18 protein-coding genes are annotated in these 17,194 nt (G+C 71.9%); 16 read left to right on the forward strand and 2 right to left on the reverse strand.

Features of this window, described 5'->3' with window-relative positions; all coding sequences use genetic code 11:
* Positions 1-30: 30 nt before the first annotated feature.
* The 8 genes from AB0C04_RS21860 to AB0C04_RS21895 are packed head-to-tail and all read left to right on the forward strand — an operon-like array spanning position 31 to position 6,741.
* Positions 31-981, forward strand: coding sequence for a sugar ABC transporter permease (locus AB0C04_RS21860; protein ID WP_357057436.1), 951 nt, complete (start codon positions 31-33; stop codon positions 979-981).
* On the forward strand, positions 978-1,793 hold the full coding sequence (locus AB0C04_RS21865) for a carbohydrate ABC transporter permease (protein WP_357057438.1): 816 nt from the start codon (positions 978-980) through the stop codon (positions 1,791-1,793). The genes AB0C04_RS21860 and AB0C04_RS21865 overlap by 4 nt, the downstream gene beginning before the upstream one ends.
* 6 nt (positions 1,794-1,799) lie before the next feature.
* Complete coding sequence (gene dgoD / locus AB0C04_RS21870; protein WP_357057440.1) at positions 1,800-2,948, forward strand: galactonate dehydratase; 1,149 nt, start codon at positions 1,800-1,802, stop codon at positions 2,946-2,948.
* Positions 2,949-2,953: 5 nt separating this feature from the next.
* Positions 2,954-3,592, forward strand: a complete 639-nt coding sequence (locus AB0C04_RS21875) for a bifunctional 4-hydroxy-2-oxoglutarate aldolase/2-dehydro-3-deoxy-phosphogluconate aldolase (RefSeq protein ID WP_357057442.1) — start codon at positions 2,954-2,956, stop codon at positions 3,590-3,592.
* A gap of 2 nt (positions 3,593-3,594) precedes the next feature.
* Positions 3,595-4,542, forward strand: coding sequence for a sugar kinase (locus AB0C04_RS21880; protein WP_357057805.1), 948 nt, complete (start codon positions 3,595-3,597; stop codon positions 4,540-4,542).
* 35 nt (positions 4,543-4,577) lie between these two features.
* Positions 4,578-5,807 carry a D-mannonate dehydratase ManD gene (manD, locus tag AB0C04_RS21885; RefSeq protein WP_350870344.1) on the forward strand — a complete coding sequence of 410 codons (1,230 nt, stop codon included), beginning with the start codon at positions 4,578-4,580 and terminating at the stop codon, positions 5,805-5,807.
* Positions 5,797-6,351, forward strand: a complete 555-nt coding sequence (locus tag AB0C04_RS21890; RefSeq protein WP_357057445.1) for a gluconokinase — start codon at positions 5,797-5,799, stop codon at positions 6,349-6,351. Before manD ends, AB0C04_RS21890 begins: the two co-directional genes overlap by 11 nt.
* Before the next feature lie 48 nt (positions 6,352-6,399).
* Positions 6,400-6,741 carry an MmcQ/YjbR family DNA-binding protein gene (locus tag AB0C04_RS21895; RefSeq protein ID WP_357057447.1) on the forward strand — a complete coding sequence of 114 codons (342 nt, stop codon included), beginning with the start codon at positions 6,400-6,402 and terminating at the stop codon, positions 6,739-6,741.
* A 9-nt stretch (positions 6,742-6,750) separates the two neighbouring features.
* Here AB0C04_RS21895 and AB0C04_RS21900 read toward each other — a convergent pair whose 3' ends face one another.
* The gene (locus AB0C04_RS21900) at positions 6,751-8,190 is read right to left on the reverse strand and encodes a nitroreductase family protein (RefSeq protein ID WP_357057449.1); all 1,440 of its coding nucleotides are present in this window, start codon (positions 8,188-8,190) and stop codon (positions 6,751-6,753) included.
* A gap of 163 nt (positions 8,191-8,353) precedes the next feature.
* Here AB0C04_RS21900 and AB0C04_RS21905 point away from each other — a divergent pair, with 163 nt between their 5' ends.
* The 8 genes from AB0C04_RS21905 to AB0C04_RS21940 all read left to right on the forward strand — a co-directional run bounded on the left by AB0C04_RS21905 (position 8,354) and on the right by AB0C04_RS21940 (position 16,046).
* Complete coding sequence (locus tag AB0C04_RS21905) at positions 8,354-9,208, forward strand: alpha/beta hydrolase (RefSeq protein WP_357057451.1); 855 nt, start codon at positions 8,354-8,356, stop codon at positions 9,206-9,208.
* Positions 9,209-9,482: 274 nt separating this feature from the next.
* The gene (locus tag AB0C04_RS21910; protein ID WP_357057453.1) at positions 9,483-10,244 is read left to right on the forward strand and encodes a DeoR/GlpR family DNA-binding transcription regulator; all 762 of its coding nucleotides are present in this window, start codon (positions 9,483-9,485) and stop codon (positions 10,242-10,244) included.
* Between the two features lie 57 nt (positions 10,245-10,301).
* A complete protein-coding gene (locus AB0C04_RS21915; RefSeq protein ID WP_357057455.1) occupies positions 10,302-11,669 on the forward strand; it encodes a sugar ABC transporter substrate-binding protein in 1,368 nt (455 codons plus the stop codon).
* Positions 11,670-11,730: 61 nt separating this feature from the next.
* Positions 11,731-12,666 (forward strand): sugar ABC transporter permease, encoded by a 936-nt coding sequence (locus tag AB0C04_RS21920; RefSeq protein ID WP_357057457.1) that lies wholly within the window; start codon positions 11,731-11,733, stop codon positions 12,664-12,666.
* Complete coding sequence (locus AB0C04_RS21925) at positions 12,663-13,547, forward strand: carbohydrate ABC transporter permease (protein ID WP_357057459.1); 885 nt, start codon at positions 12,663-12,665, stop codon at positions 13,545-13,547. Before AB0C04_RS21920 ends, AB0C04_RS21925 begins: the two co-directional genes overlap by 4 nt.
* The gene (locus AB0C04_RS21930; RefSeq protein WP_357057461.1) at positions 13,544-14,581 is read left to right on the forward strand and encodes a zinc-dependent alcohol dehydrogenase family protein; all 1,038 of its coding nucleotides are present in this window, start codon (positions 13,544-13,546) and stop codon (positions 14,579-14,581) included. The genes AB0C04_RS21925 and AB0C04_RS21930 overlap by 4 nt, the downstream gene beginning before the upstream one ends.
* A gap of 161 nt (positions 14,582-14,742) precedes the next feature.
* Entirely contained in the window at positions 14,743-15,537 is a 795-nt protein-coding gene (locus tag AB0C04_RS21935) for an SAM-dependent methyltransferase (RefSeq protein ID WP_357057807.1), read from the forward strand.
* Positions 15,538-15,596: 59 nt separating this feature from the next.
* The gene (locus AB0C04_RS21940; protein WP_357057463.1) at positions 15,597-16,046 is read left to right on the forward strand and encodes a VOC family protein; all 450 of its coding nucleotides are present in this window, start codon (positions 15,597-15,599) and stop codon (positions 16,044-16,046) included.
* 39 nt (positions 16,047-16,085) lie between these two features.
* Here AB0C04_RS21940 and AB0C04_RS21945 read toward each other — a convergent pair whose 3' ends face one another.
* Positions 16,086-17,108: a LacI family DNA-binding transcriptional regulator gene (locus AB0C04_RS21945; RefSeq protein ID WP_357057465.1), complete on the reverse strand. Its 1,023-nt coding sequence runs from the start codon at positions 17,106-17,108 to the stop codon at positions 16,086-16,088.
* Positions 17,109-17,194 lie beyond the last annotated feature (86 nt).

Consider the following 17,194-nt stretch of genomic DNA (forward strand, 5'->3'; position numbering starts at 1 on the left):
GGGACCTGACCCCCGAACCCGGAGATCTCCATGTCAGCCGTCAGCACACCCCTCACCAGATCACCCGAGGCCTCCCCGGCGCCGCCCAGGGAGTCGGCCTGGTCGCGCTGGGCCAACGAGCATCGCAAGTGGCTCTTCGCGGCGCCCGCCATGGCGTTCGTCGCCATCCTGATCATCTTCCCGGTGGCGTGGACCGGATACCTCAGCCTCACCGACGCCGAGGGTTCGGTACGCGCCGAGAGCGAGTTCATCGGGTTCCAGAACTACCTCGACGTGCTCACCGACACCGACCGGTTCTGGCCGGCGGTGTTGCGGACGATCGCCTTCACCGGCGTCGTGCTGCTCTTCGAGGTCGTCCTCGGCATGGCGATCGCCCTGCTGCTGTGGCGGCCGTTCCGTGGTGAGAAGTGGGTCCGCGTCGCGATCCTGCTGCCGCTGGTGGCCACCCCGGTCGCGGTCGGCATGATGTGGCGTCTGATCTTCGACCCCAACATCGGGATGGCGAACCAGCTGCTCGGCTGGATCGGGATCGGCCCCCAGCCCTGGCTCTCCGGCCAGCACTCGGCTCTGCCCACGACGATGTTCATCGACATCTGGCAGTGGACCCCGATGGTCGTGCTGATCCTGCTCGCCGGGCTCACCTCGCTCTCGGACGAGCCCCAGGAGGCGGCCCGCATCGACGGCGCCAGCACCTGGCAGCGGTTCCGGCACGTCACCCTGCCGCTGCTGATGCCCACCGTGATCGTCGCGATCCTGCTGCGGGGCATCGACGCGCTGAAGACCTTCGACATCCTCTACGCGACCAAGGGCCGCGGCGGCGGGTCCTTCCACGAGGTGGAGACCCTCAACGTGTACGCCTACGGCCTCAGCTTCGACTACAACGACTACGGCGTCTCGTCGACCGTCCTCATCATCTTCTTCCTGATCATCATCGGGGTGATGTGGGCCCTGACGTACCGCAAGAAGGGGCTGGAGCGATGAAGCCGAGCAGGCCGTACCAGGCGTTCCGGGCGGTGGCCCTCACCCTCGTGGTGTTCGCGCTGATGGCGCCGCTGCTCTGGATGATCACCGCGTCTTTCAAGACCAACGTGGACATCTACGACACCGCCAAGGCGTTCGTCTTCTCGCCCACCCTGAAGAACTACGACACGGTGCTCCAGCAGGCCAACTACGTCCAGTTCATCGGCAACAGCCTCTGGGTGGCGTTCGCGGCCACCGTGTTCTCGCTCGTCCTCGGGGTGCCCGCCGCGTACTCGATGAGCCGGTTCAACATGAAGAAGTCCGCGCTGGTCGTGCTGATGGCCCGGGTGATTCCCGGCGTCTCGCTGCTGGTGCCCTGGTACTACGTCTTCTCGAACCTGAAGCTGGTCGGCGGGTTCAGCGTGCTGATCCTGAGCCACATGTTCGTGTCGCTGCCGCTGATCGTCTACATCATGATGGGCTACTTCGACGGCCTGCCGACCGAGCTGGAGGAGGCCGCGCTCGTCGACGGGCTGACCCACATCGGCGCGTTCCGGCGGATCACCCTGCCGCTGTCGGTGCCCGGCGTGGCCACCGCGGGCATCCTCTCCTTCATCTTCTCCTGGAACAACTTCATGTTCGCCCTGGTGCTCGCCGGCGCCGACACGAAGACGTTGCCCGTGGCGATCTTCGACTTCGTCGGCTACGCCAGCATCGACTGGGGCGGCCTGATGGCCGCGGCCACCGTGGTCACCTTGCCGATCATGGTGATCGCCCTGTTCGTGCAGAAGTACGTCGTCTCCGGCCTCACCGCCGGCGCCACGAAGGGCTGACGCGCCATGACCACGATCGCGAAGGTGGAGACGTTCCTCGTCGCACCGCGCTGGCTGTTCGTCCGGGTCGAGACGTCCTCGGGCATCGTCGGCTGGGGCGAGGCGACCTGCGAGGGCCGGTCCGAGACCGTACGCACCGCCGTGGAGCAGCTCAGCGAGTTGCTCGTCGGGCGGGACGCGCTGCGCATCGAGGACCACTGGCAGGTGATGACGAAGGGCTCCTTCTACCGGGGCGGCCCGATCCTGTCCAGCGCGGTCGCCGGGCTGGACCAGGCGCTGTGGGACATCGCCGGCAAGCACTTCGGCGCGCCCGTGCACCAACTGCTCGGCGGCCCGGTCCGGGACCGGATCCGGGTCTACGGCTGGGTCGGCGGCGACGAGCCCGCCGAGGTCCGCGACCAGATCAGCGCCCAGGTCGAGGCGGGCCTGACCGCGGTGAAGATGAACGCCTCCGGGCGGATGAGCCCGGTCGCGTCGGTCGCCGAGATCGACGCCGTGGTCCAGCGGGTGGCCGCCGCCCGGGAGGTGCTCGGCGACGACCGGGACGTCGCTGTCGACTTCCACGGACGGTTCACCCTCGCCACCGCGCGCCGGATCGCCCCGCTCCTGGAGCCGTACCGACCGTTCTTCCTCGAAGAGCCGGTGGTGCCGGAGAACTCGCACCTGATCGGGGAGTTCGTCCGCGCCACCAGCACGCCGGTGTCGACGGGGGAGCGGCTCTACAACCGGCAGGAGTTCCTGCCCGTGTTGCAGGCCGGCATCGCCGTCGCCCAGCCGGACCTGTCGCACGCCGGCGGCATCACCGAGGTCCGCAAGATCGCCACGCTGGCCGAGGTGTACGACGTGCAGCTCGCTCCGCACTGCCCGCTCGGGCCGATCGCCCTCGCCGCCTGTCTGCAGGTCGGCTTCGCCACGCCGAACTTCCTGATCCAGGAACAGAGCATCGGCATCCACTACAACCAGGGCGCCGAGGTGCTCGACTACTGCCTCGACAAGACTCCGCTGACCTTCGTCGACGGGTACGTGTCTCGGCTCACCGCGCCCGGCCTCGGCATCGAGATCGACGAGCACGCGGTACGGACGGCGGACAAGCGGGGGCACGCCTGGCGCAGTCCGACCTGGCGGCACCTCGACGGCTCCTACGCGGAATGGTGAGACAGATGCCCCTCGACCTCGTCGCGGAGCTGACCGCGACCCGAATCCTCGCGGTCATCCGCGGCACCGACACCGACGCCGCGATCGCCGCGGGCACCGCCCTGCTCGACGAGGGCGTACGCATTGTGGAGGTCGCCCTCACCACGCCGGGCGCGGCGCGCGCCGTCGAGGCGCTGCGCGCCGCCGCGCCCGCCGGGTCGCTGGTCGGCGCCGGCACGGTGCTCACCACCGCCGACGTCGCCGACGTGGCCGCCGCGGGCGCACAGTTCGTGGTGACCCCCGCCGTGGTCGAGTCGATCGCCGAGGCCGCCCGCCGCGGTCTTCCGGTCGCCGCCGGGGCGCTGACCCCGACGGAGGCGTACACCGCGATGCGGTTGGGGGCGTCGGCGGTCAAGCTGTTCCCGGCGTCGGTCGGCGGCCCGGCGTACCTGAAGGCGGTGCGCGACCCGTTCCCGGACATCCCGTTCGTCGCGGTCGGCGGCGTCGGCCTGGCCGACGTGCCCGGCTACCTGCGGGCCGGCGCGATCGCGGTCGGTGTCGGCGGTCCGCTGGTCGGCGACGCGGCCTCCGGCGGTGACCTGACCGCCCTGCGGGAGCGGGCGCGCACCTACCTGGCCGCCCTGGCAGAGCCGGTGCCCGCGTGAGCATGCCGGACCTGCTCACCTTCGGCGAGTCCATGGTGTCGCTGCGCGCGGACGGACCGCTCGCCGCCGGCGGCGCGCTGCGGATGCACCTGGCCGGCGCCGAGTCCAACGTGGCGGTGGGGCTGGCCCGGCTGGGTCACCGGGCCGCCTGGGTCGGCCGGGTGAGCACCGACGAGCTGGGCGAGTACCTGTTGCGGCAGCTGCGGGCCGAGGGCGTCGACGTCGACGCGGTCGCCCGCGACGCCGACCGCCCGACCGGTCTGATGTTCCTGGAGCAGCGCACCGCCGACCTGACCCGGGTGCAGTACCACCGGGCCGGGTCGGCCGGTTCGGCGCTGCGCGTCGACGACCTGCGGGCGTCGCTGGCGGCGGGCGCGCGGATGCTGCACCTGACCGGCATCACCCCGGCGCTGTCCGAGACCGCCCGCGCGGCCACCCGCTGGGCGGCCGAGACCGCCGCCGAGGCGGGGATCCCGGTCTGTCTTGACGTCAACTACCGCGCCCGGCTCTGGTCCCGCGACGCCGCTCGCGAGGTGCTCACCCCGCTGGCCGGGTACGCCTCGATCGTCGTCGCCTCCGCCGACGAGCTGGACCTGGTCGGCGACCCGGGGGCCGACGAGGCGGCGACCGTGGCGGGCCTGTTCCGGCGCGGCGTGCGGACCGTCCTGGTCAAGCTGGGCGGCGACGGCGCCCGGGCGCACACCCCGGCCGGGGTCGAGAGCGTCGGAGTGTTGGCGGTGACCCCCGTCGACACCGTGGGCGCGGGCGACGCGTTCACCGCCGGGTACCTCTCCGGCCTCTTCGACGGACTCGACCTGGCCGGTCGGCTGCGCCGCGCGGCCGCCCTCGGCGCCTTCGCCGTCTCCACCCGCGGCGACTGCGAAGGGCTGCCGCGCCGCGCCGAACTGTCCCTTCTCGACGGCCACGAAGCGGGCAGCGTCCTGCGCTAGCCAGCCCGCGCACCGGTAATGATGAAAGGCACCCCGTGAAAATCGTCGCAGCGGACGTCATCGTGTCCAGCCCCGACCGCAACTTCGTCACCCTGAAGATCACCACCGATGAGGGGCTCACCGGCCTGGGTGACGCCACCCTCAACGGTCGTGAGCTCTCCGTCGCCTCCTACCTGCGCGACCACGTCGCCGCGCTGCTGATCGGGCGGGACCCGCACCGCATCGAGGACACCTGGCAGTTCCTCTACCGCTCGGCGTACTGGCGGCGTGGGCCGGTCACCATGGCCGCGATCGCCGCGGTCGACGTCGCGCTCTGGGACATCAAGGCCAAGGCCGCCGGCATGCCGCTGTACCAGCTGCTGGGCGGCGCGTCGCGCACCGGCATCATGGCGTACGGCCACGCGTCGGGTCGGGACATCCCGGAGCTGTTCGACTCGATCCGCCAGCACCTGGACGAGGGCTTCCGGTCGATCCGCGTGCAGACCTCGGTGCCGGGCATCAACGCCGTCTACGGGGTGGCCGCCCAGCCCAGCGCCGACGGCAAGCGCTACGACTACGAGCCGGCGCAGCGCATCCCGCTGCCCGCCGAGGAGGACTGGGACACCCGGGCGTACCTGCGCCACCTGCCCGACGTCTTCGAGGCGGTGCGCAACGAGTTCGGCCCGGAGCTGCCGCTGCTGCACGACGGTCACCACCGGATGACCCCGATCCAGGCCGCCAAGCTGGGCAAGGCGCTCGAACCGTACGACCTGTTCTGGCTGGAGGACTGCACCCCGGCGGAGAACCAGGAGGCGCTGCGGCTGGTCCGCCAGCACACCACCACCCCGCTGGCGATCGGCGAGGTCTTCAACACCGTGTGGGACTACCAGACGCTGATCCGGGAGCAGCTGATCGACTACGTGCGGTCCGCGGTGACCCACACCGGCGGCATCACCGCCATGCGCAAGCTGCTCGACTTCGCCGCCCAGTACCAGATCAAGTCCGGCATCCACGGCCCCACCGACATCTCGCCGGTGGGCATGGCCGCGGCGCTGCACCTGGACCTGGCCATCCACAACTTCGGCATCCAGGAGTACATGAAGCACAGCCCACTGGCGAACGAGGTGTTCCGGCAGTCGTTCACCTTCACCGACGGCTACCTGCACCCCGGCGACCAGCCGGGGCTCGGGGTGGAACTCGACGAGGAGGCCGCGGCGCGGTTCCCCTACGTGCCGGCCTACCTGCCGTTCAACCGGCTCAAGGACGGGACGGTCCATGACTGGTGAGCGCGGCGACGGGCAGCCCACTCGGCACGTCGTGGTGATGGGCGTCTCCGGCGCCGGCAAGACCACGGTGGCGCGCGGGATCAGCGAGGCGACCGGGCTGATGTTCGCCGAGGCGGACGAGTTCCACTCCGCGGCCAACGTGGCCCGGATGCGCTCCGGCGTACCGCTCGACGACGACGCCCGCTGGCCGTGGCTGCGCGACCTGGCCGCCTGGATGGCCGAGCGTGGCGCGGAGGGCCGGTCGACGGTGCTGGCCTGCTCGGCGTTGCGGCGCTCGTACCGGGACGTGCTCCGGCAGGGCCCGCCGTCGGTGGAGTTCGTGCACCTGGACGGCTCGGCTGAGGTCATCCGGGACCGAATGTCCCGCCGCGCGGGGCACTACATGCCGGCGAGCCTGCTCGAGTCGCAGCTCGCCACGCTGGAGCGGGCCGAGCCGGACGAGTCGGTGCTCGTGCTCGACGTCGCGCTCGGCGCGGACGAACTCGTCGCGGCGGCCGTCGACGGCCTCGGCCTGCCGGCCGCGACGGCGGTGGGGGAGCGGTAGTCGCCGTCGGTCCGCGGAATTGTCGGCGCCGGCCGCTACGGTCGTCACATGGTGGCCGTCGCCGACGTCCGGGCGCTGGCCCGGACGCTGCCCCGCAGCACCGAGCACCTCGTCCACGACCGGGTGAAGTTCCGGGTCGGAGCGATCGTCTACGTCGCCTTCAGCCGCGACGAGGCGACGATGGGCTTCGGCTACCCGAAGGAGGAGCGCGACGCCCTGATCGCCGCTGAGCCGGAGTTGTTCTTCCTTCCCCGCGCCTCCGACCTGCGCTTCCACTGGGTCTGCTGCCACACCGCCCGGCTCGACCACGACTACATGACCGAGCTGGTGACCGAGGCGTGGCGGATGGTCGTGCCGAAGTTCCTGGCCCGCCAGCGGCTCGGCCGCTGAGGGCCTCGGTCAGGAAGCGCCGAGCCGGGGGACGACCGGCCGCACCTCGACCGGGGCGCCCGGCGCGCCGCCGGCCCGCGACGCATACTCCGGGACACCCACGCAGGTGAAGAGCAGCGTCGCGAGGTCGTCGGGCTCGCCCAGCAGGGCGGGGACCGCCGAGTCGACGAAGGTCATCCCGGACGCGCTCGCGCCCAGGGCGTACGCGGCCAGGTGCAGCCGCCCCTCCACCAGCCCGGCCGCCAACTGGGCGTCGCGGTAGGTCCGGTCGTCGAGCGCGGCGAGCGGGGTGGCCGCGACGACGACGTACGCCGCGTCGCCGGCGAGCGACTGGTCCAGGCAGACCCGCAGCAGTTCGTCGCGCAGGTTCCCGGCGCGCAGCGGACGCGACAGGTCGGGCCACCGGTAGAGCCCGGGCGCGGTGCCGTCGACTCCGTGCACGGCGACCCAGTGCGGCACCGCCACGTCCCGCAGCGCGGCGGCCAGCGGCCACTCCAACTGCCGGCGCGACAGGGTGCCGGAGCGGTCCATCCGCCGCTGCGAACCCCGCCGGCGGATGACCTCGTCGAGTGAGCCGGACGGCGGGACGTCCGGCAGCGGGTCGCCGGCCGGCCAGGGTGCGCCCAGCTCGTCCCGCTCGCCGGCGCGCTGGGCGGCGGTGCAGAGCGGAAACTCGACCGGCGGCAGCTCACCCGGGAGCGCCGGCCCGGCCGGCCCGATCGCCGGCTCGCCGTCGCCGAGGGTGAGCAGCGCGAGGGGGTATTCGTGCACCCCGTCCGCGCCGACGAGCCGTCGCACCGGGGCGTCCGGGAAGAGCGAGCGCACTCGGGGCGCGAGGCCGGCGCTCGCGGCGGCCGCGGCGAGCTGGGACAGCAGGGTGCCGGCGTCCCAGTAGAGGTGCCGCCAGCCGCGTTCGGCGTAGCGCCACCCGGTCCGCCACGGCACGCCCGTCACGACGAGGGTGGTCGCCGCCCCGTCAGCGGCGGGGCCGACCTGGACCAGGGCGTGCCGAGCCGGGTCGTACCAGTGCACGCCGTCCGGGACGCCGGCGACGCCGCGGGTGCTCGCGTAGACCTCGAGCGGGAAGCGGGCGCCCGCCGAGCCGGACGCGCGGTAGAGGACCGGGCGTCCGTTGCGCTCGGCGGTGCGGACCACCCCGGCGCCGAGGAAGAGCACCCGGCCGAGCTGTGCGGCGTCGAGGACGTGGGCGGGGGACGCGGCACCGGCGAGCACGGCGGTGGCGGGCACGCCCGGGTCGGGCAGTTCGCGCGGCAGCTCAAGGACGGGCGGGCCGGCCGGATAGCCCTTCATCGGCGGCGGCAGCGTCCCGGGATCGTTCGGGACGAGGTCGTGGCGCACCCGCGGGTCGTCGACGGGCACGTCCCACTCGCGGCCCGGCAGGTACGACGTCAGACGGTGCAGCAGCCCGGCACCGGATTCGAGGTCCACCCGCCCATCCTGCCAGCGTGCGACACCGCCTCGGATCCGGCGTCGCGTGACAGTTTCGGCGGGGTTCGTCGCTGGCGGCGGGCGGGACGGGGCAATCATCCACCTACGGAGCGGCGACCGAGCAGACTCGGACTCGACGGACGGTAGCCGCTCGGGAGAGACGATGGCGATCACGCAACCTGACGGGGCCGCGACGAGATGGGTCCCCCGTGCCGGGCAGCGGATCCATGCCGAGGTCACGTCGGGCTCCGGCACGCCGATCGTTCTCCTGCACGGCTTCCCCGACAACCTGCACCTCTACGACGACCTCCTGCCCCACCTGCGGGGTCGGCCCGTGGTGCGGTTCGACTTCCTCGGCTGGGGACGCTCCGACAAGCCGCACGGCTATCCGTACACCGCGGACAACCAGACCGGCGACATCGCCGCCGTGATCGATCAGCTGGATCTGCGGTCGGTGGTGCTGGTCGCGCACGACGCGTCCGGTCCTCCCGCGATCGACTGGGCGCTCATGCACCCGCACCGGGTGGCGGCGCTGGTGCTGCTCAACACCTACTACCATCCCGTGGTCGGCCTGCGGCGACCGCCGGCGATCGCGTTGTTCTCCACGCCGCTGCTGCGGCGTGCGACCCGTCGGGTCGTCGGCCGGTGGCGCGACCTCGACCGACGTCTGTACACCTGGCAGGTGGGCCGGTTCATGGCGGACCCGGGTCGGCGCAGGGCCGTGGTGCCCGCCCTGTACCAGCAGTTCGTCCCCGCCGAACCGGCCTTCTGGCGGCTGAACGACGACCTGCTCGGCACGATCTGGGCGCGACGTCGCCGGCTCGCGGACGTGCGCCGGTTCGACCGGCCCGTACGGGTGGTCTTCGGCGCCGAGGACCGCTACCTCAACCCCCGCGTCGCCCGGGCGCTGGCGCGGCTGTTCCCCCGCGCGGACCTTCAACTGATCCCGGGCGCCCGCCACTACGTGCAGATCGACGCGCCCGCCGCGACCGCGCAGGCGATTCTCGCCGCCGGGTAGTGTCTGCCGCCCGCGGCACGGTGCCCGTCATACGCGGTGCCCGTCATACGCGGTGCCCGTCGTGCGCCGCGGAGGGAGGACGGGCACGAGCCGGGCAGCACGGTCGCCCAAACGGGCAGGACATTTACCGGCTATCACCGGATCTGGCGCGTTCCCTGCGGGTGGCCGGTTGCGCGAAGCGGGCAGTAACCCTCCGGGATCGACGCGATGTGCTGGTCGTCACACCCCCGTAACGGTGTTAGAACAATAGACACCGATGAGCGGGAGGTGAGCGATGAACGCCTCGGAGCGCCGGCAACGCATCCTCGCCCTCGCCCGTGACCAGGGCGTCGTCGACGTACGCAAGCTCGCCGCCGAACTGGTCGTCGCGGCCGAGACCGTGCGGCGCGACCTGCATCGGCTCGAACAGCAGGGCCTGGTGCGGCGTACCCACGGCGGCGCCTATCCGGTGGAGACCGCGCGGTTCGAGACGACCCTCGACACGCGGACCACCCGGCTGGTGACGGAGAAGCGCCGGATCGCCGCGGCCGCGGCGCAACTCCTCGGTGACGCCGAGTCGATCTTCATCGACGAGGGATACACCCCGCAGTTGATCGCGGAGGCGCTGCCGGCCGAGCGGGCGCTGACCGTCGTCACCGCGTCGCTGGACACCGCCGCGATGCTCGCCGCGTCGCCGGCGACCACCGTCCTGCTGCTGGGTGGCCGGGTCCGTGGCCGGACCCGGGCCACGGTCGACCACTGGGCGATCGAGATGCTCGCCGGCTTCGTGATTGACCTGGCCTTCGTCGGCGCCAACGGCATCTCCCGCGAACACGGCCTGACCACGCCGGATCCCGCCGTCGCCGCCGTCAAGGCGCAGGTGGTGGCGGTGTCCCGGCGGGTGGTCTTCGCGGGTGTGCACACCAAGTTCGGCGCCAGCAGCTTCTGTCGCTTCGCCGACGTCACCGACGTCGACACGATCGTCACGGACGCCGCGCTGCCGGCGTCCGAGGCGCACCGCTACTCACTGCTCGGTCCCGTGGTCCAGCGCGTCTGACCGCCCGACCGACCGCACCCCGCACCACACCACCACCACCGATCCTGGAGGTTTGCTGTGCCCGGAACACGGACTGCGCACCGCTGGCGACCCCCACTGGCCCTCGCCGTCGCGGCCCTGCTCGCCTCGACCGCCTGCTCCGGAGCCGGCGGTGGCTCCTCCGGCGGCGACGACGCCAAGACCATCACCGTCCTGATGGTGGGCAACCCGCAGATGGAGGACCTCGCCAAGGTCACCGCCGACAACTTCACCAGGCAGACCGGCATCACGGTGCGGTTCACGATCCTGCCGGAGAACGAACTGCGCGACAAGGTCACCCAGGACGTCGCCACCCAGGGCGGCCAGTACGACGTGGCGACGATCGGCGCGTACGAGGCGCCGATCTGGTCGAAGAACGGCTGGCTGCACGAACTCAGCTCGTACGCCGACGCGGACGCCGGCTACGACAAGTCCGACCTGCTTCCGCCGATGGTCACCTCGCTCTCCGGTGAGGACGGCAAGCTCTACGCGGCCCCGTTCTACGGGGAGTCGTCGTTCCTCATGTACAACAAGGAGCTCTTCGCCGCCAAGGGCCTGACCATGCCCGAGCGGCCGACCTGGCAGCAGGTCGCGCAGTTCGCGGCGCGGCTCGACGACGACCGGGCCGGCGTCGCCGGCATCTGCCTGCGGGGGCTGCCCGGCTGGGGCGAGCTGTTCGCCCCGCTCACCACGGTCGTCAACACCTTCGGCGGTACCTGGTTCGACCAGAGCTGGACCCCGCGGGTCAACGCGCCGGAGTTCGTCGAGGCCACCCGTTTCTACGTGGACCTGGTCCGCGCGCACGGCGCGCCGGGGGCGCCGCAGGCCGGCTTCACCGAGTGCCTGAACACCTTCGGGCAGGGCAAGGCCGCGATGTGGTACGACGCCACCTCGGCCGCCGGCACGCTGGAGGACGCCTCGGCCAGCACCGTGGCCGGCAAGGTCGGCTACGTCTACGCGCCGGTCAACAAGACCTCCTCGTCCGGCTGGCTCTGGGCCTGGGCGCTGGCGATGCCGAAGACCACCAAGAACGCCGACGCCGCCTGGCGGTTCATCTCCTGGGCCACCGGCAAGGAGTACGAGCGACTGGTCGGCTCCTCGCTCGGCTGGTCCCGGGTGCCGGCGGGGAAGCGGCAGTCGACCTACGCGATCCCCGAGTACCGGCAGTCCGCATCGGCGTTCGCGGACCTGACGCTGAAGTCGATCCAGGAGGCCGACCCGAAGAACCCCGGCGTGCAGCCCCGTCCCGCGCTGGGGGTGCAGTTCGTCGGCATACCGGAGTTCGCCGACCTCGGCACCAAGGTGTCGCAGGAGGTCTCGGCGGCGATCGCCGGCAGCACCACCGTGGAGAAGGCGCTCACCGACGGCCAGCGGTTGGCCGAGGAAGTCGCCAAGGAGTACCGGTAGCCGCCATCGGGGGCGGTGGGTCCGTACGCCGCCGCCCCCGGCCGAGCAACGAGGTGAACCGATGACCCAGACCCTCAGCACCGGCGCCGGCCCGACCCGCCGGGCCCGGGCGGCGGCGCCGGCGCGCGCTCGACCCGCCGAGCGCTGGAGCCGGCGTGCGCCGCTGCTGCCCGCCCTGATCTTCGCGATCATCGTGACCCAGGTCCCGTTCCTGGTCACCCTCTACCTGTCCACCCTCGACTGGAACGCGCTGCGCCCCGGCGAGCGCGGCTTCGTCGGCCTGGCCAACTACGACGAGGTGCTCACCGACGCCCGGCTGCGCGCGGCCCTGCTCAACACGGTGGTGCTCACCGCCGGCTCGGTGCTCGTCTCGGTGCTGCTCGGGCTCGGCCTCGCGATCCTGCTGGACCGGAAATTCCCCGGTCGGGGGATCGTGCGGACCCTGCTCATAACCCCGTTCCTGGTGATGCCGATGGCGGCGGCGCTGCTGTGGAAGCACGCCATCTACAACCCGGCGTACGGCCTGATCAACGGCATCGTCGGTGGCAGCACCGACTGGGTGTCGCAATATCCGATGCTCTCCGTCGTCGCCACCCTGGTCTGGCAGTGGACGCCGTTCATGATGCTGATCATCCTGGCCGGCCTGCAGGGCCAGTCGACGGAGACGCTGGAGGCGGCCCGGGTCGACGGCGCCGGCCCGTGGCAGGTCTTCGTCCGGATCACGCTGCCCTATCTACGCCCGTACCTGGAACTCGGCGCCCTGCTCGGGTCGATCTACCTGGTGCAGACCTTCGACGCGGTCTTCACCATCACCCAGGGTGGCCCGGGCACCGCCACCACCAACCTGCCGTACGAGATCTACCTGACCACCTTCCGCAAGTTCGAGTACGGCGAGGCGGCAGCCGCCGGCGTGGTGGTGGTGATCGGCACGATCGTCGTGGCGACCTTCGCGCTGCGGGTGATCTCCAGCCTGTTCCGGATGGAGGACGCGCGATGACCGCCCTACGCGAGAACCCCGAGCGGCTCGCCCCGACGCCCGCTCGCCCGCCGGGCCGTCGCAACCGGCGGGTCGCCCCGGCCGGCGTGGCGTGGACCGCCGTCGCCTGGCTGGCCGGGCTGCTCTTCTTCCTGCCGGTGCTCTGGATGGTGCTGACCGGCTTCAAGCGGGAGGTGGACGCGGCGAGCAACCCGCCGTCCTGGTTCTTCACCCCGGTGCTCGACGGCTACCGGCAGGTCTTCGACCGCGACCTCACCCCCTACCTGCTCAACTCGCTGATGGCCAGCCTGCTCTCGACCCTGCTCGTGCTGCTGCTGGCCACTCCGGCGGCGTACGCGCTGTCGATCCGACCGGTGGCGAAGTGGCGCGACGTGCTCTTCTTCTTCATCAGCACCAAGATGCTGCCTGCGGTGGCCGCGCTCCTGCCGGTCTACCTGCTGGTCAAGGAACTCGGCATGCTCGACAACGTCTGGACGATGATCGTCCTCTACACCGCGATGAACCTGCCGCTCGCGGTCTGGATGATGCGCTCCTTCCTGCTGGAGGTCCCACCGGCGTTGATCGAGGCGGCCGCCGTGGACGGGGCGAGCCTGCTCGTCACCATCCGCCGGATCCTGCTGCCGATCGTGGCGCCGGGGCTCGCCGCCACCGCACTGATCTGCTTCATCTTCAGTTGGAACGAGTTCTTCCTCGCGGTGAACCTGACCGCGACCCGGGCCGGCACCTCACCGATCTTCCTGGTCGGTTTCATCACCTCCGAAGGGCTGTTCCTGGCCCGGCTCTGCGCGGCGGCGACGCTGGTGTCGCTGCCGGTCGTGCTCGCCGGGTGGATCGCCCAGAAACAACTCGTCCGAGGACTCTCTATGGGGGCGGTCAAGTGAAAGCAGCGGTCATCGTCACGCCGGGTCAGATCTCGATCGAATCGGTGCCGGACCCGGCGCCCGGGCCCCGCGACGTCGTGGTGCAGGTCGCCGGGTGCGGTATCTGCGGCACCGACCTGCACATCCTGGACGGCGAGTTCGCCCCGGCGTATCCCATCGTGCCCGGCCACGAGTTCGCCGGCACGGTGGTGGCGACCGGCCGGGACGTCACCGAGGTGCGGGTCGGCGACGCCGTCGCGGTCGACCCGTCGCTGCACTGCGGGGAGTGCTACCAGTGCCGCCGCGGCCGGGGCAACCTCTGCGAGCGGTGGGCGGCCATCGGCGTCACCGAGCCGGGCGGGGCCGCCGAGTTCGCGGTGGCCCCGGTGAAGAACTGCTTCCCGTTGCCCAACGGCGTGCGGCCGGCCGACGCGGCGCTGATCGAGCCGCTCTCCTGCGCGGTACGCGGCTTCGACGTGCTGCCCCGACGGCTCGGCGACCACTACCTGATCTACGGCGCCGGCACGATGGGGCTGATGATGCTGGAACTCGCCAAGCGCTGCGGGGCCGCCAGCGTGAGCGTGCTGGACCCGAATCCCACCCGGCTCGCCACCGCCGTCCGGCTGGGCTGCTCGGCGTCCGCTGCCAGTGCGGAGGAGTTGACCCGGCCGCGTGGCTGGGACGTGGTCATCGACTGCACCGGCGTGCGGGCCGCGATCGACGACGGGCTGCGCCGGGTGGCCCCGGCCGGGACGTTCCTCCAGTTCGGGGTCTCCGAGTATCGGACGCGGGCGACCATCGAGCCGTACCGGGTCTACAACCAGGAGATCACCGTGACCGGCTCGATGGCGGTGCTGCACAGCTTCGAACGGGCCGGCGAACTCTTCGCCGGCGGGCTGCTCGACCCCGAGGTGTTCATCAGCCACCGGTTCCCGCTGGAGAGCTACGCCGAGGCGATCGCCCAGTTCCGGGCCGGCGTCGGCCGGAAGATCGCGATCGTCGGCGCGGCCGACCCGGTGCCCGAGCCGGATCGGGCCGGGGCCGGGCAGGCCTGATCCGCCACCGCTGACGCGTTCCCGGCCGCCGCAGCGGCGGCGGCCGGGCCGGGCCTTGGGCACCGGTGCGGTGTGCGTCCTCTAGGCTGCGCACGTCGATATCGGCCGATCGAGGGGAGACGATCGTGTCGCACCATGGCACCGACACCAACGCCGAGGAGATTCCGCCGTCCGGAGTGGACAGCACCGTGCCGCACTCGGCGCGGGTCTACGACTGGTGGCTCGGCGGCAAGGACAACTTCGCGGTCGACCGGGCGATGGGAGCCGCGCTCATCGAGGCGATTCCCACGCTGCGCACCATGGCGAAGGAGAACCGGGGGTTCGTCCACCGGGTCGCCCGCTACCTGGTCGGTGAGGCGGGCATCCGCCAGTTCATCGACATCGGCACCGGCATCCCCACCCGGCCCAACCTGCACGAGGTCGCCCAAGCGGTCGCGCCGGAGACCCGGGTGGTCTACGTCGACAACGATCCGATCGTGCTGGCGCACGCCCGGGCGTTGATGATCAGCACCGAGCAGGGGCGCAGCGAGTACATCCACGCCGACCTGCGCCAGCCGGAGAAGATCCTGGCCGACGCCCGGCTCACCGAGACGCTCGACCTGGATCAGCCGGTGGCGCTCACCCTGATCGCGGTGCTGATGCTGCTGCGGGAGAGCGACGACCCGGCGGGCCTGCTGCGTACCCTGATGCAGGCGCTGCCTTCGGGCAGCTACCTCGCGATCACCCACCCGACCCAGGACTTCAACCCGACCGAGATGGCCGCCGCGGTCGCCGCGGCCACCCAGGGGCACATGACGCTGGTGCCGCGGACCCGGGCCGAGGTGGAGCGGTTCTTCGACGGCTGGGAACTGGTCGAGCCGGGCATCGTGCCCGTGATGGCCTGGCAGCCGGAGGACGGCGTCCCGGCGGATCCGCACGCGGCCTACTACTGGGCCGGCCTCGCCCGGAAACCGTGAGGTGTGCCGGCGCCCCGAACGGGTACGCGCCGCCGGACGAGATCCTCCGGGAGGCGCGGATGGCGATCGAGGCGCCGGACTATTTCCGGCCGGAGAGCGGGATGGTCCTCACCCACCTGTTGATCGTGCGCGACGTGGACCGTTCGCGGGAGTTCTACCGGCGGGTGCTGGGCGCGACGGTGGTGCGCGAACGCCAGCCGGCGATCCTGCTGTTCCACAACAGCTACATCGTGATCAACGACGAGGGCGGCCCGACCGACGACAAGCCCACCGTGCGGGCGCAGGCCCCGGCCGACCCGGACACGCTCAGCGGCGCGATGAACATCCGGGTCACCGACGTGCACGCGGTCTACGAGCAGTGGCGCTCCCGGGGCGGGGAGTTCCTGACCGAGCCGAAGGACCACGGCGTGGAGATCCGGTGCTACCTGCGGGACCCGGACGGTTATCTGATCGAACTCGGCCAGGGCACCGGGATCCTGGCCGACCCGGGCGGGACCGCCGGCGACTGAGCGCGCGCGGACCGCCGCCGGCTGCATTGACCCGCCGGTTCACGCGCGATGCGGTCCGGCGATCTCCCCCGACCCGCGGGGGATGAGCCGGGTCGGCACCAGGTGGGTGGTCGGCCGCCACTGCTCGCCGTCGAGCCGCCGGAAGATCAGCGCCGCGGCGACCCGCCCCATCTCGGACGGGCTCTGGGCGATGACGGTGACGGCCGGGTGCAGCAGGTCGGCGAGGGGGAAGTCGTCGAAGCCGACCAGCGCGACGTCCCGGTGCCGGTCGAGCTGCTGCAACGCGCGGATGGCGCCGATGGTGACCAGGTTCTGCGAGGTGAAGATCGCGGTCGGGGGGATGGCGGCGGCGAGCAACCGGCGTACGGCCGCCGCGGACTCCCGCTCGGTGTGCAGGTCGTGCACGATGTGCGCCGGCCGGATGCCGTGGTCGCTGAGCGCCTCCTTGAAACCCTGGAACCGTTGCCGTGCGGTCTGGATGCTCTGCAGGTCGCCGAGGTAGGCGATGTCGCGGTGCCCGTGCCGCACCAGGTGGTGCACGGCCGCCGCGGCACCGTCGTGGCCGTCGGCGAGCACCGCGTCGACGGGCAGGCCGATCGGTGGCCGGTCCACGAACACCACCGGTGTGCCGGCGCTGACCTCGCTCATCAGGTAGCTCTGGTTGTCGCTCGCCGGTACGACGACCAGCGCATCGGCCTGCCGCATGGTGAAGGCGCGGATCAGTTCGCGCTCCCGCTCGGGGTTCTCGTCGACGCTGCCGGCGAAGATGAGGACCTCCCGGTCCCGTGCGGCGTCCTCGAGGGCCCGGTGCAGGGCGGCGGAGAACGGGTTGGCGAGATCCTCCAGCACCGCGGCGATCGCCGCCGTCCGGCCGCTGGACCGGCGGAGGCTGCTCGCGGTGAAGTTCGGCCGGTAGTCCAGTTGGGCGATCGCCCGCCGCACGGCGGCCAGCTTCTGCGGGGAGACCCCCGGCTCGCCGTTCACCACGCGGGAGACGGTCTTGGGGCTGACCTTGGCGAGCAGCGCGACGTCGCGGAGTGTGGGTCGTGCCCGCGTGACCATCGGGGTGGGCACGGCAGCGCTCACGTGGCGGCCGAGCCGCGAACAGGTGGACGGATTCCCATCCCGTGCCCTCCCTCCATCAGGGA

The organism is Micromonospora sp. NPDC048909, assembly GCF_040649635.1.
GTDB lineage: Bacteria > Actinomycetota > Actinomycetes > Mycobacteriales > Micromonosporaceae > Micromonospora.

Coding starts and splice junctions, on each gene's coding strand:
- AB0C04_RS21865 (WP_357057438.1), top strand. CDS start 978: ATGAAGCCGAGCAGGCCGTACCAGGCGTTCCGGGCGGTGGCCCTCACC.
- AB0C04_RS21920 (WP_357057457.1), top strand. CDS start 11,731: ATGACCCAGACCCTCAGCACCGGCGCCGGCCCGACCCGCCGGGCCCGG.
- AB0C04_RS21890 (WP_357057445.1), top strand. CDS start 5,797: ATGACTGGTGAGCGCGGCGACGGGCAGCCCACTCGGCACGTCGTGGTG.
- AB0C04_RS21860 (WP_357057436.1), top strand. CDS start 31: ATGTCAGCCGTCAGCACACCCCTCACCAGATCACCCGAGGCCTCCCCG.
- AB0C04_RS21895 (WP_357057447.1), top strand. CDS start 6,400: ATGGTGGCCGTCGCCGACGTCCGGGCGCTGGCCCGGACGCTGCCCCGC.
- AB0C04_RS21910 (WP_357057453.1), top strand. CDS start 9,483: ATGAACGCCTCGGAGCGCCGGCAACGCATCCTCGCCCTCGCCCGTGAC.
- AB0C04_RS21940 (WP_357057463.1), top strand. CDS start 15,597: ATGGCGATCGAGGCGCCGGACTATTTCCGGCCGGAGAGCGGGATGGTC.
- AB0C04_RS21925 (WP_357057459.1), top strand. CDS start 12,663: ATGACCGCCCTACGCGAGAACCCCGAGCGGCTCGCCCCGACGCCCGCT.
- dgoD (WP_357057440.1), top strand. CDS start 1,800: ATGACCACGATCGCGAAGGTGGAGACGTTCCTCGTCGCACCGCGCTGG.
- AB0C04_RS21945 (WP_357057465.1), bottom strand. CDS start 17,108: ATGGTCACGCGGGCACGACCCACACTCCGCGACGTCGCGCTGCTCGCC.
- AB0C04_RS21875 (WP_357057442.1), top strand. CDS start 2,954: ATGCCCCTCGACCTCGTCGCGGAGCTGACCGCGACCCGAATCCTCGCG.
- AB0C04_RS21905 (WP_357057451.1), top strand. CDS start 8,354: ATGGCGATCACGCAACCTGACGGGGCCGCGACGAGATGGGTCCCCCGT.
- AB0C04_RS21880 (WP_357057805.1), top strand. CDS start 3,595: ATGCCGGACCTGCTCACCTTCGGCGAGTCCATGGTGTCGCTGCGCGCG.